Here is a 15,738-nt window from a genome sequence, read left to right on the forward strand (position 1 = left end):
CCTCTACAATTGCTCTATGCAACGATCGCCGTCTCTCAAATCAACTCCATCTTTTCCGCAACCGCTTGATCGCGTTGCCATTACTCTCTTAGTCGTGCTGCTCATGCTGATTGGGCTGCTGCTGTGGGGGGGAGATCGCACGGCTCCGCGTGTGCGTGACTTCACCTGGCAAAACAAGCAGGTTGGGGCAGATGACACCGCTTTTATCCTAGGGTTCAGCCGTCCGATGGATTATGTCAGTGTCGAAAAGAATTTAAAGATTGACCCGCCTCTACCCGGAAAGGTGAGTTGGGCAGGGCGACGCATGGCATACACCCTAACAATGCCTGCCGCCTATGGGAGTGAGTATCAGGTTCGGCTAGAAAACGCCCAAGATTACTTCACTCAAAAGGGCACTCAACGCGCCCCAATTCAGCCATTTCAAGCATCTTTTCGTACCCGCGATCGCGCCTTTGCCTATATTGGCACTCAGGGCGAAGAAGCCGGACGATTGGTGCTGGAAAATTTATCGAAACAAGAGCATGTCATCCTCACCTCTGCTGATTTTGTCGTTAACCAGTTCAAACCCTATCCCTTGGGCGATCGCATTTTGATTGCCGCCACCCCCCGCTCTGCCCAATCTCAAGGGGTGCTAGAACAAAAGCTCTATCGCGTCGCCACCGGAATTCAAGTGGAATCGCCACCGACTCAACTAGGTGCCCAAGCCGATGGCAACTCAATTGCTGCCTTTCCAGTTGTGGCGGCAGGGACAACCGAGTTAGTCCTCGACAGCATTGCCTATCAAAACCTTAAGTTTGACCTGTCTGCGGATGGCAAAGTGATTGTGGTGCAGCGAGTCAGCCGTACTGATCCGGCAGATTTTGGACCCTGGATTTTGCGCGATGGCAAACCGCCGGAAGCCTTGCAGGGGCAACCGGGAGGCGATTTTTTGATTACGCCTGACAGCGACTCTCTCGCGATCGCCCAAGGTCAGGGGCTTGCCGTCTTACCGCTTCAACCCAATGCTGCCCCACTCAACTTTTTGCCCAAGTTTGGCATGGTATTGGCGTTTTCTAGAGATGGCTCTTTAGCCGCCATGGTGAAATTTAACAGCGATAACACGCGATCGCTGTTTCTTGTGACCAACCAAGGAGTCCAAAAAGAATTAGTGCGAACCACTGGCTCAATCATGGCTGCCCAGTTTGACCCCACCAAACAGATACTCTACAGCTTATTATCTGAACTGATTCCAGGAGACACCTATCAAGAGAAGCCCTATCTAGCCGCGATCGATCTTAAAACGACCCAACTCACCTCCCTAATAGACTTGCCCAATCAGCGAGACATTCAATTTAGCCTTTCCCCCGATGGATTGGCGATTTTATATGACCAAGTCACAGAATCCACCCAGGCAGATGCAGCCGCTATTCGTAACCAAGCAGGTCAGGCGATCGCCAACAGCAAACTTTGGCTCCTACCCATCAACACCGCATCTCCCTCACCCGCCCTCACACCAGAACCCCTTCCCTTTGCTGGCATCCAACCCCGCTGGCTACCATAATTCGCCATTCGCCATTCGCCATGCACCCCCAGGAAATCCTAGAGCGCTATCGTCAAGGAGAACGAGACTTTTCCCACAGAGATTTCAGCGGTGCCAACCTGAGCGGCTTTAATCTGCGTGGCGTAAATTTGACCGGGACAAACCTAACCGAAGCAAACCTGAGTTGGGCATTCTTAAACCAAGCCACTCTGACCGAAGCCTGCCTGCGACGAGCGGATCTCCGCAGTGCCTCGCTGAATGGGGCAACCTTAAATCAGGCAATTCTCAGTGGTGCAAACCTCAGCAAAATTGATCTACGCCTCGCCAACTTACAAAACGCAGACCTCAACTGGGCAGTGATGCAAGAAGCCGATCTCGCTAGTGCCAACCTGAGTGCTGCAAAATTGGATCAGGTCAATCTAGATCGGGCGAAGCTCAATAGTGCCAACCTAGCGGGCGCAGAGTTGATGGAAGCAACCTTGCGTCGCGCCAATTTATCGAATGCAAACCTCGATCGCGCCAATCTGCGAGAAGCCCATTTAGAAGAGGCGAATTTGCGAGAGGCAAGCCTGCGGAGTGCCAACTTAACTGAGGCGAATTTGAGCGGTGCCTATCTCCGGCAGGCAAACCTGAGCGAAGCCGATCTACACCGGGTTGTGTTGGCGGGTGCCGATTTGAGCGAGGCAATTCTAACCAGTGCCGACCTCAGTCGGGCAAACTTATCTGGATCTTACTTACTCAAAGCCAGCTTACAAGGTGCCCATTTATTGCGGGCAAATCTGCAAGATGCCTACCTGCTCCGCACCAATTTAAGCGAAGCCAATTTACGGGGAGCCGATTTGCAACGGGCGGATCTGAGCGGTGCCTATTTGAGCCACGCCAATTTGAGTGAGGCGGATTTGACTGATGCTTACCTATTAGAAAGTCATCTGATCCAAACCACGCTAGATGGGGCAATTTTGACGGGATGCTGCATCTATAACTGGCACCCAGAATCAGTGGATTTTTCTAAGGTGCAGTGTCGCTACCTTTATACTCAGTTCAACCATACGGAGAAGAAACCCACCGATCGCGTTCCCCAAGGGCGCGACTTTGAACCGGGCGAAATGAGCGCTTATTACCAAGATGACCACACAGGCGTAGATTTGTATTTTACTGAGTCTGTGAATTGGGAAGTGCTGGCATTCACGTTAGTCCAAGCTGCCACCGAAGAACCGGGGCTGATTTTGAAAGTAAAATCCTATGAGCCTGTGGAAGATAATTATTGGGTCAAACTCTCTGCCAATCGCACGGTAAATTCTAAAGTGCTGGCAAGGCGAATATTTCAGCTTTATCCAGAGGTGCAGCAGCGATTATTGGCAAACCGACCCGAAATTTTGAGCCTGTTGGGAATTGCTCTGGCAGAAAAGGGAGAACCTGCCGCACCATCAACGGCTGAGAAATTGCCCCAAACTAAGGGCGATCGCCGCGCCCATCTGTATCAAGAAGTGGTTCGTCAGATTCAATATATTTTGGTCACTCAAACGCCGGATCAATTGGTCGATAGCGTTCAGCGATTACTAGATTATCTACAAGGAGAAGGCGTTGCCACCCAAGAAATTCAGCGTAAGGTGATTAGTCAAGCCGTTGCTCAACGTGCCAAGCGGGATGAAGCCTTTCGAGATCATTTGCTGCAATGGAGCGCCCAAGCTACCCACACGGTTCGGGCATCTCCAGTGGGGCAGGCGCTCCGTGTGGCGATCGCTCTTTTTAGCAGTCCTTAGCCGCTACAATCTCAAGAAATCTGAAACTAGGGCACAATTTCACTGCTCCCCGCGTCTTGCTCTGAAGATTGACTGAACCTCGTAGGGCAGAACGGTCTGCCCTTTTTATTAATTGTATTAGCCTAAATAATCCACCTCTAGCCTGCCGATGTTGAACTTCGAGGGTGCTAGAATAAGAGGCGATTAATTCTGTTGTGATTAGTCGCTTAACGGGATGTGGCGCAGCTTGGTAGCGCACTTCGTTCGGGACGAAGGGGCCGTGGGTTCGAATCCCGCCATCCCGATTTGTCGGTGTTGTCGAGTAACACTTTATTTGTCATCGACAACAAATCAGTTGTCCATTAAGGAGCGATTTGTCAGTTTCAAACCGCTCCTGCTAGACCTTTTTGACAAAATGCGAGTTTCAGGGGATTCGAGCATTGTCCTGAAAGTTGCTGAAATTATTTCGTCAAAAAAATCAGGTGCGCCATCCCGCTCGACCACCAACTGCGTGACATCATAATATTTGTTTGTCATCATAACTGAGGTTATCTAGCGATCGCTACGCTTCCACAACCTCTTTTTGTTCCGCCTGACGCTGACAGATTACAGCAAACGTGTTGACCGTTTAACCGACACGACAGGCGGCGCGAGATGCGACACCCGCACGACAAAGAACCTTTGTGGTAACCCCCAAAATTCTGACTAATATGCTTTGATGGAAGCGTCGAAGCGGTTAATTGCGGTTAATTAACGATGTTGAAGTCATTTTGCAAGTTTGCGGTTTGGGTCAGTGTGTTGACGATCGGAAGTTTTGCGATCGCCCAAACCCCCACGGCTTCAACTCGACAACCAGACTGGACCATGGAGATGAAAGGACGAGCGGATCTCCTGGCAACAGCAACTCAGTTGTTCTTGGTTGAAGGTGGACTCGCGGGGGAACCGGGACCCTTATTGTCCATCGATCCGACCACTGGAAAACAGCTTTGGCGCAGCGATCGCCCCGTGGGCCAACTGTTTACAAGCGAAAATCAAGTCATTTATGCCAGTGATTCGGGTTTAATGGATCGACCAGCCAATCTATTAACCCTCGATGCCACAACGGGTAAAACCATCGCTGTGGTTCCCCTGCCTGCGCGCCAACTTGACCCAACCATGAAGAATGAAGGGGCAGATATTCGGTACGATCGCATGCTGGGAGTGCATCAGGGGATGTTCATCTACAATAGTTCGATGTCGCGAGAAGGCCTACCCTACCGGGATCGAGTCACCGCGCAAACACCGACTGGTCTGCGATGGATGCTAGATACAGAACCCAACAGTTATCTGTTTGGAGGGGGAACAGTACAGGATGGGGTCGTCGTTTTGCCCATTGTGCAAATTAACCGCCAAACGAACCAACGCAGCGTGCTCGTAAAAGCGATCGAGGCGACCACGGGCACGCTCTTATGGGAGTTGCAAGCCGCAGAAAATGAAATTGTTGTGTTAGCAGGCACGGTTTATGGGACTGGTTCGGTGTGCAAAGGTGTGGCTCAAGGTCGTTGTCTCAAAGCATTGGATTTGAAGACGGGCAAAGAACGCTGGACCTATTCTGGCACTCCTGGTAGACCCGATCTTGTCAGTGATCGCGAAGTGTTTTTGGTCGCTCCCAATGACCAATCTACACCTCGATACCTGGTGCTGGATCGGCAAACAGGGGCACTGCTCCGTCAATTTACACTGACTCAAGAGAGCCGATATGGACGTGCACCACGATTGATCGGCAACCGAATTTACAAAGAGTCTGTGCATAGTACAGGGTCCTGGACAACCGTTGAAAACTACAGCCGGATTGATGTTTTTGATGCGACGAATGGACAGATCCTCTGGCAAACCCCACTTCGCCGAGGGCAAACCTCTGAACCCGCCGTTGTGAGCGATCGCCTGGTGATTGCTGTTGACGGTTTTGGTGCAAATCCAAATGCCGTGTTCGGCTTTAAGCTGCCGTAGACTGATCGTTATTGATCGTTGCCGTTTTTCCTCCATCACTCGCAATGTGTTGCCCTCTCCCGTGCTGATAACCATTGCAGCCAGGACAGAAGGGGAAGCGAGTAGGGCGAGGCGATCTGTTTCATTTGCGTAAACAGCAGTACACCTTGATGGCAACAGACTCTTAAAAACGTCAGAATCAAATATTTCCGCTGAAGCCCTTCTTAGAATTGGTATACCAATAAGCGTGCGACGCTGCCCTTTCAGAGATCGCACCCCAAAAAGCATCGTTAAGGGCAACTCTCGCTGGAATGGGCAGGATTGAATTGCGGCGGTAATGGCGCGATCGTGCGGGTTGAACTTTTCGCAAATGATCAAGCGTGGCATAATAAAGCGTTTCAAATTTGTGACAAGGTAACTATGGCAACTTCCCCCCAGCCTGCACTGCTGGTTTTGGCAGACGGATCTTCCTATCCCGGCTACTCGTTTGGCGCGTTGGGCACCACCATTGGAGAAGTGGTGTTTAATACGGGCATGACGGGCTATCAAGAAGTATTGACCGACCCTAGCTACTGCGGACAAATTGTCACCTTTACCTATCCAGAGTTGGGCAATACGGGCGTAAACCCCGATGATGAAGAGTCGGCTCGTCCTCAAGTGCGAGGCGCGATCGCCCGAAATATCTGTGCGCGACCCAGCAATTGGCGATCGACTCAATCTTTGCAAAACTACTTTAAGCAGCACAATATTTTAGGCATTTACGGCATCGATACCCGCGCCTTAACTCGCAAATTGCGATCGGTCGGTTCCATGAACGGCGCGATTTCTACTGAAATTCTTGACCCCAATGACCTATTGCAGCGGATTCAAGAAGCGCCCAGCATGGCAGGACTCAACCTAGTAAAAGAAGTCACAACTGCTGCAATGTATGAATGGTCAGAAATCACTGAAGCAAGCTGGGAATTTAGCCCCGGCACCCAAACCAACGAGCCACCCCTGACCGTGGTTGCGATCGACTTTGGCGTGAAGCGGAATATTTTACGTCGCCTTGCCAGCTATGGCTGCCGGGTGATTGTGGTTCCTTCCACTACGTCCCCCGAAGACATTCTTAACTATAATCCCGACGGTATTTTTCTCTCCAATGGTCCGGGCGATCCGGCTGCTGTCATCGAAGGAGTAGAAACGACCAAAGCTTTATTGAGCAGCCAAAAACCTATCTTTGGCATTTGTATGGGGCACCAAATTTTGGGGCTTTCTTTGGGAGCCGAAACCTTCAAGCTCAAGTTTGGCCATCGGGGACTGAATCAGCCCTGCGGATTGGAGCAAAAACAGGTAGAAATTACTAGCCAAAATCATGGCTTTGCGATTTCTTCTGATTCTCTGCCGGATGCCGATGTGGAAATCACTCATCTAAATTTGAACGATCGCACCGTTGCTGGATTACGTCATAAATCACTACCCCTGTTCTCGGTGCAATATCACCCGGAAGCCAGCCCTGGTCCTCACGATGCCGATTACCTGTTTGAGCAGTTTGTCACCCTAATGCGAACCTCGCGCCAGCAGCCTGTCGCCTAAGAAAACGTGCTCTGAACAGGGCGCACCTGTTTAGGTATCGGACTTTCGGTAAAAATCTAACAGCGATCGCCCTTCTACACCGAGAAGAGCGATCGCGGTTTTAATGGAGGCTAAGACCCCGCAACAAAATCGGTGACATCAATCAGGTTGAAGTTGACATTATCGAGAATCACTCACACCTCACCCGTTGCCGTCACCGATAGCTTGGTGCCGCGAGTGCCCTCCTGCTGAATCGTCAGTTGATTGTAGGTCAAGCCCCCGGTCAGAACGAATTTGTCGATGCCATTCTGAAAGTCCTGAATGGTGTCAGTGCCTTCCCCTGCGGTCAGGATGAAGCGATCGCTGCCATTGCCCCCGTTGAGGATGTCGTTACCCAATCCACCCCGCAACACATCATCCCCGTTGCCGCCAAACAAGAAGTCGTTGCCAGCGCCACCAAATAGAGTATCCTCACCATTGCCACCATCGAGGCGATCGTTGCCAGCGGTGCCATTCAGGGTATCTTTACCATTGCCGCCGTTCAGGTTACGACCGACGGTGACGGTAAAGGTAGTCGGGGTGATGGTCGTACCATCGCTGACATTAACCGTGATCGTCGCCGTGCCGAACTGGTTGTTAGCAGGGGTGAGGGTAATAGTGCGGTTGGCACCAGAGCCTCCCAAGACAATGCTGCCATTGGAGATCAAAGCGGTGTTGCTGGAGGATGCTGTCACCGTTAAGGAACTCGCTGCGGTTTCCACATCGCTAATGGTGAAGGAGATGGGAGCCGTTGCTGTGTTTTGGAAAGCGTTTTGATTGGCAATGGCGCTAACCACTGGCGCATCGTTGACGGGCGTAATCACCAGATTAAAGGGGCTGGAGGTGGAAAACTGCCCATCACTTGCCGTCACTTTCAGTGCTAGGGTGCCGTTGAAGTTGAGCGGTGGGGTGCCAGAGGTGCGAGTTGCTGCATTGAAGCTTAACCAGGCAGGTAGAGCCGTGTCATTGGCTAACGTTGCACTCAAGCTGAGAGTGGCATTATCCACATCGCTAAAAGTGTTGGCGGGAATGGTGAAGTTCACCGCTGTGTCTTCGGGACTGGATTGGTTGCCCAAGGGATTCGCCACGATGGGGGCATCGTTGACGGGCGTGATGTCCAGATTAAAGGGGCTAGAGGTGGAAAACTGCCCATCACTTGCCGTCACTTTCAGCGCTAGGGTGCCGTTGAAGTTGAGCGGCGGCGTGCCAGAGAAGGTGCCCGTGGTGGCATTGAAGCTAAACAAGCAGGCAAAGCCGAGTTATCCGCCGGCGTTTTGCGCTGGAGCTACGGTGGGAGTATCCACATCGCTGAAGGTGTTGGCGGGAATGGTGAAGTTCACCGCTGTGTCTTCGGGACTGGATTGATTACCCAAGGGATTCGCCACGATGGGGGCATCGTTGACGGGCGTGATGTCCAGATTAAAGGGGCTAGAGGTGGAAAACTGCCCATCACTTGCCGTCACTTTCAGCGCTAGGGTGCCATTGTGAAGTTGAGCGGCGGCGTGCCAGAAGGTGCCCGTGGTCGCATGAAACTCGACCAACAGGGTAGTGCGGTGTCATTTGCTAGCGTTGCACTCAAGCTGAGGATGGCATTATCCACATCGCTAAAGGTGTTGGCGGGAATGGTGAAGTTCACCGCTGTATCTTCGGGACTGGATTGATTACCCAAGGAGTTCGTCACGACCGGGGCACCGTTAATGGGCGTAAGCACCAAGTCAAAGGGGCTGGAGGTCGAGAACTGCCCATCACTTGCCGTCACTTTCAGTGCTAGGGTGCCATTGAAATTGAGCGGCGGAGTCCCAGAGAAGGTGCCTGTGGTGGCATTGAAGCCCACCAGGCAGGCAACGCTGAGTTATCTGCCAGCGTTGCACTCAAGCTCAGGGTGGCGTTCTCCACATCGCTGAAGGTGTTAGCCGGAATGGTGAAATTCACCGCTGTGTCTTCGGGACTGGATTGATTACCGAAGGGATTCGCCACGATGGGCGCGTCGTTCACGGGGGTGATGGCAAGACTGACGGTGGCGATGTTAGAGGCGACGGTGCCATCGCTGAGGGTATAGGTGAAGCTGTCGCTACCGTTGGCGTTAGCGTTGGGGGTGTAGCTAAAGCTGCCGTTGGCGTTCAGCGTCAGGCTACCCTTCGCCAAGGAAATGGCGCTACCCACATTTGCCGCGCTGCCATTCACAGCGACGACGGTGAGCGGATTGCCATCCGGGTCACTGTCGGCACCATTGGGGGTAGTGTTGGTGATCACGTTGCCCGTCAGCACCGTGTCTTCACTGGTGGTGAAGCTGTCGTTGCGAGCAATGGGGGGACTATTGGGAGGGACAAATTCAAAAGCACCGATGTCTACCGTGCCACCGACGATGCAAGCAAAGCCGCGCTGGTTGGTCGTGGTTTCCCGGCGGGAATCAGCGCGTTGCTACCCGCATTGATGGCGAGGCTCCCGGCAGCCAGGGCAAAGGTTTGGGTGGCACCCCCGTATTTGGCGAGGGGGGCAAGGATGCTAGCAAGGGCGGCAGGTGTCAGACTATCGCTGGTTGCCAGGAATATCACTGGCGAGGGGAGTGAAATTGGCGAGGGCTTGGGCAGTCGTTTTGTTGCTGTCGCCCAGCAGGTTGTAGCCGTCCGAGTTGACTGAGAAAGTGCTCCTAATTTCCGAGCCAATCGGGGCAATATTGCCTGCCACGATGCTGTTCGGATTCGAGCGTGCCATCGTTGTAGATGCCGCCGCCGCCACCGAAAATGGCGTTTGAGCTTGTTGCGGTATTGCCACTGATGGTGCTGTTGAACACATCGACCCTGCCACGGTTGGCGATGCCACCACCGCTGCCGCTTGAGTTGCCGCTGATGGTGCTGTTGATCACAGTCACCCTGCCACCGTTGACGATGCCACCACCACTGACATTCTTAGTCAGGAGACTATTCGTGAGCGTCAATGTCCCACCCTCATTGGCAACGGCACCACCGTTAGTGCCACCGCTATTGCCAGAGACGGTGCTGTGATTGATCGCGGCGGTGCCTGCGTTGCCGATCGCACCGCCACTGCTGGACGTATTGTTGCTGATCGTGCTGTTGTTGAGGGTAATATTGGCACCGGTCACATTGCCGCCGAAGCGCCCGTCCCTGCCACCGTTGTTGATGCCACCCGTGCAAGTGGCCTCGTTACCCGTGATCGTGCTGTTATTCACCAGGGCACCCAGGTTGTTGATGCCGCCCGCCATAAAAGTCTCTGGTTGAAGTGTTTGTAGCCCGACCACCGCTGATGGTCAGCCCGTTGAATTCTGCGGTGGCTCCAATGTTGACCTGAAAAACGCGGGTGACCCCACCGCCGCTGACGGTGGTGACATTGCCGCCGTCAATGGTGGTTTTGGCGCTGTCGGTGAGCGCCAGTTGGCTGCTAACGGTAATCGTGCCGCTGAGGGCGAAGTCGATCGTGTCTGCGACTCCGACACTGGCATTTGCCTGATCAATCGCTTCCCTCAATGAGAGAACGCCGTCACCCGCATCGACTATGTCGTTAGTCGTCGTGACGGTGTAGGCTGCCAGCACGTTCTGATAGGCGGCTTGTGCCCAGTCAGAGAGAAACTCTGACGCTTCAATACTGCCCGTGCTAAATTCCAAATCCCAGTCGCCACCGAGGGTTGCACTGCCGTCAGGTCACTCGATGCCGCCACATCTGCACCCGTGAGGGCGGCAATCTGGCGAATAAAGTCCTGTCCAGTGGTATCCGCTGCCAGGTCACAGCCATAGAACAGCAGATCGGCATCCTGACTGAATGCCCCCGCCCAGGATTGCAACATTTCGGCATAGTCGGGTAACGTGTTGCTGTTGAGGCTAGTATGGCCCAGTTGTAAGGCATCGGTGCCGTGAGAATAGAGCGACACCACCGCTAGGTTGCTGTAGCCTGCCAACACTTGGCTAATCTGGCTCAACTCATTGCCTGCGGGATTGAGCAGATAGACCGCGGTGGTGGGACTGAGTCCATTCACCAAAGTTTGATAATCTGGTAAGGCGGCATCGACAAAGGCGATTTCTTTGACAGGGGCACTGCTACCCGTTAGAGTGAAGGGCAATCGCAAAGGCTGGCTAAACCCCGTGGAATTGGGTAGAGCCGTAGTGAAGGAATCCACCATTCGTTGTGGATAAACCGCAGCATCCAACGACGTACCATTGGATACGCCAGAGAACGATTGAGCATCAAGCATTGAGTTTTTATTCCTGTAGTTGAGAATGGAAACAAATTGGGTTGCAATAAAAATTAGCCCAGCAAGCAAGAACTGCTGGGGGCAGAAATATAGAAATATCCCAACTCGAGAATAACCGAAGTCTAGTAGGATTGCCTAGCAGAATGGAAAATATATTCACGCCGTAAATTTACGTAAGCTTCACAAATTCACACGGGTGAACTGAAGCAGATTGCTAAGAGTTTGCTAAGGCGCGATCGCTCTTCTATTCATTGCCCTCCAATCAACTTCTGCTAACCACTCCCTGGTTATTTGCAATATTGCTCAACGAAGATGAATGCTAATAGACTTCAAGGTGACGACTATGCAATATACAACTAGAAAACTAGAGTATAAATTGTAGCTGCGATGATCTCTCGATATTATTTGCCAAGTCCTACGCTCTTAACTGATTTGCCAATATAGTTAATCGATGTATCGTCATTAATGAAAATTTTGGGAATACCTGTTTTTCGGTAGTCGAAGTAGCTAGCTAAATTCAGTTTTAAGGCTTCGCTAAATAAATCAAAGCCTTTAATTTCTACATCTCCAAAGCCATTTTTAATCAGCAATTCGGTGATTTCTTCTGGAGTGATAAATTTGTTCCAATCATGAACGCCTTTTTGGATTTCTCTTAAGATATTTTCCATAATCCAAATCATGACCAATCGCGATTTAAAGTTGCGATTGATCGTATCAAAGAAAAAGGTGCCATTGGGTTTGAGAATTCTGAATATCTCTGCTAGAACGCGAGGAACGCTCTCGACATGTTCCAGCACATCCACACTAATCACCACATCAAAGCTATTGTCGGCATAGGGCATGGCTTCTGCGACTCCGCAGCGGTAGTCGATCGCAAACCCACTTTTAACCGCATGGGCTTGGGCAGCCGTAATACATTTTTGAGATTGATCAATCCCCGATACAAAAACGCCGCGTGCTGCCATAAACTCACAGGAAAAGCCGCCACCACAGCCCACATCTAGCACTCGTAAGCCTTGCCAATTGGAAATGTGGCGATCAAAAAACTCAAAGCGCGGCTTATTCAAATGGTACAGTGTGTAGATTTTAGTATCTTCATCCCACCAGTTATTAGCGTTGCGATCGTAGAACTCTAAATCATTTTTTTTGGTAATTACCATGCAAATCCTAAAACAGTCCAGTACAAATGATTTCTGAATCCTGTTTGAATCAAAGCACAAAATTTTAGGTTTTCAAAATCAATCATTTGTCAATTGACTTTTGAATACTCAGATGATTGATAATACAGGGCTGGCAGCGAGTAGTTAAGTAGTGAGTTTTATGCAGGAGCGATCGCAATGGTAGGCAGGACATCCAATCAATCTAAAGCCGGAGCAACAACTGTTGAAGTTCGATTTGCGATCGCGCAATCGGTCTTAGGCTGGGTGATAGTGGCGGCAAGTGAGCAGGGCATTTGCGCGATTGAGTTTGGCGACACACCAGAAAGGTTGACAACCCGATTACAGACCCGATTTCCCACGGCTCAACGGCAAGAATCCGATCCGATTTTTTCCCACTGGGTTGCTCAAGTGATTCGCTTGATTCAAAACCCTGCTTGCGGACTTGATGTGCCACTTGATATTCAAGGAACCGCCTTTCAAAAGCGTGTCTGGACAGCATTGCAGACTATTCCATCTGGCACAACCGTCAGCTATGCCGCGATCGCTCAACAAATTGATCAGCCTACAGCAACACGAGCAGTGGCGACTGCCTGTGCTGCAAACACGCTGGCGGTTGCCATCCCATGCCATCGAGTGGTTCGCAGCAATGGCGATTTGAGTGGCTACCGCTGGGGCATCGACCGCAAACGGGCATTGCTAGGGCGAGAAGCATCGAGTTGAAGACACTCAGTTGCATTAGACAAATATTGATTTCATTCTTTCCACTAGCGCCAGTTTCGCCTGTTCGCGATCGTCGAAGTGAATTTTTTCAGTGCCCAGGATTTGATAATCTTCATGTCCTTTACCGGCAATCAAGACTCCGTCGCCCGGTTTGGCATTCAGGATAGCAGTGCGGATAGCGGCAGCGCGATCGCCCATCACAACTGGGTTCACCGCTTCAGAAATGCCTGCGACCACATCTTCTAGAATGCGCTGGGGGTCTTCAGTGCGGGGATTGTCAGACGTGACATAGACGGCATCGGCAAGGTCAGCGGCAATGCGCCCCATTTGCGGACGCTTGGTGCGATCGCGATCGCCGCCGCAGCCAAACACACAAATCATCTGCCCAGTAATAAACGGACGAGCGGCTTTCAGCATATTTTCCAAACTGTCGGGCGTATGGGCATAATCCACAATCACGCTGATGTCTTGATCGGCTGAAAGTTGGACTTGCTCCATGCGACCAGGCACACCGTTGAAGTGAGGGAGCGCCGCCGCGATCGCCTCCAGATCTAACCCTAAATGCAGCACTGCGCCAACCGCTGCCAGCAAGTTTTCCAGGTTGAATTGCCCCACCAAGGGCGACACAAAGGGGGTGTTTCCCTTAGGCGTATGCAGCATTCCGCTGACACTGGCGGCTCCATAACTCAGGTCACTCGTCCACAAATCGGCGCTACTATCCTGTGTGCTGTAGCTCCAAACTTGCGCTTGAGGGACTGCTTGAATCAACCGCTTACCGTAAGCATCCTCCAGATTAATCACCGCCAGCCCTTTCAAATAATCCGGATTAAACAGCAGCGCTTTAGCCGCAAAATATTCTTCCATGTCCGCGTGATAATCCAAATGATCTTGGGTCAGGTTCGTAAACACGCTGACCTCAAAGGTGCAGCCCTGCACGCGACCTTGCGCCAGTGCGTGAGAGCTTACTTCCATCACGCCATAGTCGCATCCCGCCGCGATCGCATCGGCAAGCTGCTTCTGGAGTTCCACCGCAAAAGGGGTAGTGTGGGCGGCAGTGTGTTGATAGCCCTTCCAGCGGGTATAAAGTGTTCCTAAAAGCGCCGGAGACTTCTGGGCGTGGTTGAGAAAAAACTCAATCAGGTGGGTTGTGGTCGTTTTGCCGTTGGTGCCAGTTACGCCCACCAGCTTTAGGGTTTGGGCAGGATGTTGATAGAAGGCGGCAGCAAGCTGAGCGCACACTTGAGAGATATTTTCTGCGGGAATGATGCAGGCAGCTTCAAGGCTATTCAATGCTTTATCTGCGACCACTGGAGACACGATCGCCGCAATGGCACCCGCCGCGATCGCCCCCGACCAAAACTCGCCCCCATCGACTCGCGTTCCCGGCATTCCAATGAACAAATCTCCCGACTGACACGCCAGCGAATTAGTGGATAAGCCTTTCACTTCGCTATCCAGCGCTGGATGATCCACCGTTGAAGTAATTCCAGATGCAGCCAGCAATTCTCGCAGCTTCATGTCAGCACCTTCTCACAAAACGAACTTCTATTGTGCCGGATTATTTAGCAATTTCTGTAGCATCTGTTCCAACTGGGCGATCGTGGCACGAGGAGAAGGGCGGGAAATAGCAGAGAGTTTTGGGTTTTGTTCGCGTAGCGTCTCAGTAGGAGATATGTTGGGTTTCGAATCGTTTTTCACCCAAAACAGGACTGGGATTTCGTATTGGTACTGTTGAAACCAATCGTCTCGCGTGGTGATGTCTCGTACTTCGAGTTCCAGCGGAATACTTTGAATTTGCTCTAGTTTTTCTTGCAGTCCTTCGCAAAGATGACACCCCGGTTTGCTATACAAAATCAGTTGCATGACTGAAAACTCCTTTAGCGATCGCCGATCGCAATGATCCGATTCGTCAAAGTGAGTATAAGGCAACATTAATGACGCGATCGCCCTGCAAGGTTCGCTAGATTTGGGTATGGTAGGGACAACGCGGATAGAGCAGGCAACGAATCTAAAATGAACCAGTCTATTGAACCTTTGACTAACCCCGCTAGCCTTAATCTTCAATGGCTCAGCCAAAAATTTGAGCAGGCTCACCCCAAAGAGATTCTTGCCTGGTGCGTTGTGAACATCCCCACGGGATTGGTTCAAACTAGTGCGTTTAGCGTCGATGATTTGTTGATTACAGATTTGCTTTACCGCGATTTGCAGCCAGCTAACCCGATTCCTGTTTTGTTTATAGACACCCTACACCACTTTCCTCAAACACTCGATTTAGTCACAAAATCGAGGCATATTTACACGCTTAATCTCAAGAGTTATAAAACCCCTGGAGTCACTATGCGGCAAGAGTTTGCAGCCAAGCATGGGGAAGCTCTATGGAAAAATGATAGTGCCAAATTTCATCACTTAACGAAAGGTGAACCATTGCAGCGGGGTTTAGCAGAATTAGGCGCGATCGCTTGGCTGACGGGCGATCGCCGGGATCAATCTGCCGCTTTCACCAATCTCCCTATTTTTGAACTGGATCCACATCAGCGGTTAAAGGTCAATCCTTTGGCAAACTGGACTCGTAAAGAAACGTGGGCATATGTGTTTGAATATGATGTTACCTACAATCCTTTGCACGACCAAGGATATCCCAACATTGGGGATGAACCCTTAACGATGCCAAGCACCGAAGCTAGTGAACCATAGGCTAAGTTTGGCAAAACTACACTGAACTATTGTTCACTTTTAGTGCATAGGTTCCTGAAGATCTGGAAGCCCAAGTTAACCTGCTCAAGTAGAGAGTTCTATCACTTGTGTAAGTCATTCACATCGGTGAAAGGG

Annotated in this window: 15 protein-coding genes, 1 tRNA gene and 3 pseudogenes; 7 read left to right on the forward strand and 12 right to left on the reverse strand. The window is 51.3% G+C overall.

What is annotated here, in order from left to right; translation table 11 throughout:
* Positions 1-16: 16 nt before the first annotated feature.
* The 5 genes from AC1S5B_RS17270 to carA all read left to right on the forward strand — a co-directional run bounded on the left by AC1S5B_RS17270 (position 17) and on the right by carA (position 6,804).
* A complete protein-coding gene (locus AC1S5B_RS17270; RefSeq protein ID WP_482036946.1) occupies positions 17-1,540 on the forward strand; it encodes an Ig-like domain-containing domain in 1,524 nt (507 codons plus the stop codon).
* Between the two features lie 20 nt (positions 1,541-1,560).
* Positions 1,561-3,282, forward strand: a complete 1,722-nt coding sequence (locus AC1S5B_RS17275; RefSeq protein WP_482036947.1) for a pentapeptide repeat-containing protein — start codon at positions 1,561-1,563, stop codon at positions 3,280-3,282.
* Positions 3,283-3,492: 210 nt separating this feature from the next.
* Positions 3,493-3,566 (forward strand) — tRNA-Pro (locus AC1S5B_RS17280).
* 451 nt (positions 3,567-4,017) lie between these two features.
* Positions 4,018-5,250 (forward strand): outer membrane protein assembly factor BamB family protein, encoded by a 1,233-nt coding sequence (locus tag AC1S5B_RS17285; RefSeq protein WP_482036948.1) that lies wholly within the window; start codon positions 4,018-4,020, stop codon positions 5,248-5,250.
* 399 nt (positions 5,251-5,649) lie between these two features.
* Positions 5,650-6,804, forward strand: a complete 1,155-nt coding sequence (gene carA / locus AC1S5B_RS17290; RefSeq protein WP_482036949.1) for a glutamine-hydrolyzing carbamoyl-phosphate synthase small subunit — start codon at positions 5,650-5,652, stop codon at positions 6,802-6,804.
* Between the two features lie 173 nt (positions 6,805-6,977).
* Here carA and AC1S5B_RS17295 read toward each other — a convergent pair whose 3' ends face one another.
* The 10 genes and pseudogenes from AC1S5B_RS17295 to ubiG all read right to left on the reverse strand — a co-directional run bounded on the left by AC1S5B_RS17295 (position 6,978) and on the right by ubiG (position 12,189).
* Positions 6,978-8,066: a tandem-95 repeat protein gene (locus AC1S5B_RS17295; protein ID WP_482036950.1), complete on the reverse strand. Its 1,089-nt coding sequence runs from the start codon at positions 8,064-8,066 to the stop codon at positions 6,978-6,980.
* Between the two features lie 15 nt (positions 8,067-8,081).
* Positions 8,082-8,363 (reverse strand): hypothetical protein, encoded by a 282-nt coding sequence (locus AC1S5B_RS17300; protein WP_482037110.1) that lies wholly within the window; start codon positions 8,361-8,363, stop codon positions 8,082-8,084.
* On the reverse strand, positions 8,294-8,533 hold the full coding sequence (locus AC1S5B_RS17305) for a putative Ig domain-containing protein (protein WP_482037106.1): 240 nt from the start codon (positions 8,531-8,533) through the stop codon (positions 8,294-8,296). Before AC1S5B_RS17305 ends, AC1S5B_RS17300 begins: the two co-directional genes overlap by 70 nt.
* 54 nt (positions 8,534-8,587) lie before the next feature.
* Positions 8,588-8,656, reverse strand: a pseudogene (locus tag AC1S5B_RS17310) (hypothetical protein); the annotation flags it as partial.
* An 11-nt stretch (positions 8,657-8,667) separates the two neighbouring features.
* A pseudogene (locus AC1S5B_RS17315) lies at positions 8,668-9,189 on the reverse strand (Ig-like domain-containing protein); the annotation flags it as partial.
* Positions 9,171-9,488: a choice-of-anchor Q domain-containing protein gene (locus AC1S5B_RS17320; protein ID WP_482036951.1), complete on the reverse strand. Its 318-nt coding sequence runs from the start codon at positions 9,486-9,488 to the stop codon at positions 9,171-9,173. The gene AC1S5B_RS17320 and the pseudogene AC1S5B_RS17315, both read right to left, overlap by 19 nt.
* Entirely contained in the window at positions 9,473-9,925 is a 453-nt protein-coding gene (locus AC1S5B_RS17325; protein WP_482036952.1) for a hypothetical protein, read from the reverse strand. Before AC1S5B_RS17325 ends, AC1S5B_RS17320 begins: the two co-directional genes overlap by 16 nt.
* Positions 9,926-10,004: 79 nt before the next feature.
* Positions 10,005-10,373, reverse strand: coding sequence for a CSLREA domain-containing protein (locus AC1S5B_RS17330; RefSeq protein WP_482037111.1), 369 nt, complete (start codon positions 10,371-10,373; stop codon positions 10,005-10,007).
* A gap of 54 nt (positions 10,374-10,427) precedes the next feature.
* Positions 10,428-11,029: pseudogene (locus AC1S5B_RS17335) on the reverse strand (DUF4347 domain-containing protein); the annotation flags it as partial.
* Between the two features lie 401 nt (positions 11,030-11,430).
* On the reverse strand, positions 11,431-12,189 hold the full coding sequence (ubiG, locus tag AC1S5B_RS17340) for a bifunctional 2-polyprenyl-6-hydroxyphenol methylase/3-demethylubiquinol 3-O-methyltransferase UbiG (RefSeq protein WP_482036953.1): 759 nt from the start codon (positions 12,187-12,189) through the stop codon (positions 11,431-11,433).
* A 177-nt stretch (positions 12,190-12,366) separates the two neighbouring features.
* On the opposite strand from ubiG, the gene AC1S5B_RS17345 reads away from it, so the two are divergent.
* Entirely contained in the window at positions 12,367-12,909 is a 543-nt protein-coding gene (locus AC1S5B_RS17345) for a methylated-DNA--[protein]-cysteine S-methyltransferase (protein WP_482036954.1), read from the forward strand.
* 15 nt (positions 12,910-12,924) lie between these two features.
* Here the strand turns inward: AC1S5B_RS17345 and AC1S5B_RS17350 are convergent, their stop codons facing one another.
* Together AC1S5B_RS17350 and AC1S5B_RS17355 are read right to left on the reverse strand one after the other, a co-directional pair.
* Positions 12,925-14,427 carry a UDP-N-acetylmuramoyl-L-alanyl-D-glutamate--2,6-diaminopimelate ligase gene (locus AC1S5B_RS17350; protein WP_482036955.1) on the reverse strand — a complete coding sequence of 501 codons (1,503 nt, stop codon included), beginning with the start codon at positions 14,425-14,427 and terminating at the stop codon, positions 12,925-12,927.
* A 27-nt stretch (positions 14,428-14,454) separates the two neighbouring features.
* On the reverse strand, positions 14,455-14,841 hold the full coding sequence (locus AC1S5B_RS17355) for a glutaredoxin family protein (RefSeq protein ID WP_482036956.1): 387 nt from the start codon (positions 14,839-14,841) through the stop codon (positions 14,455-14,457).
* An 81-nt stretch (positions 14,842-14,922) separates the two neighbouring features.
* Between AC1S5B_RS17355 and AC1S5B_RS17360 the strand changes: the two genes are divergently transcribed.
* Complete coding sequence (locus AC1S5B_RS17360; RefSeq protein ID WP_482036957.1) at positions 14,923-15,603, forward strand: phosphoadenylyl-sulfate reductase; 681 nt, start codon at positions 14,923-14,925, stop codon at positions 15,601-15,603.
* The last annotated feature ends 135 nt before the right edge of the window (positions 15,604-15,738 follow it).

The organism is Leptolyngbya sp. CALU 1928 (assembly GCF_056784215.1).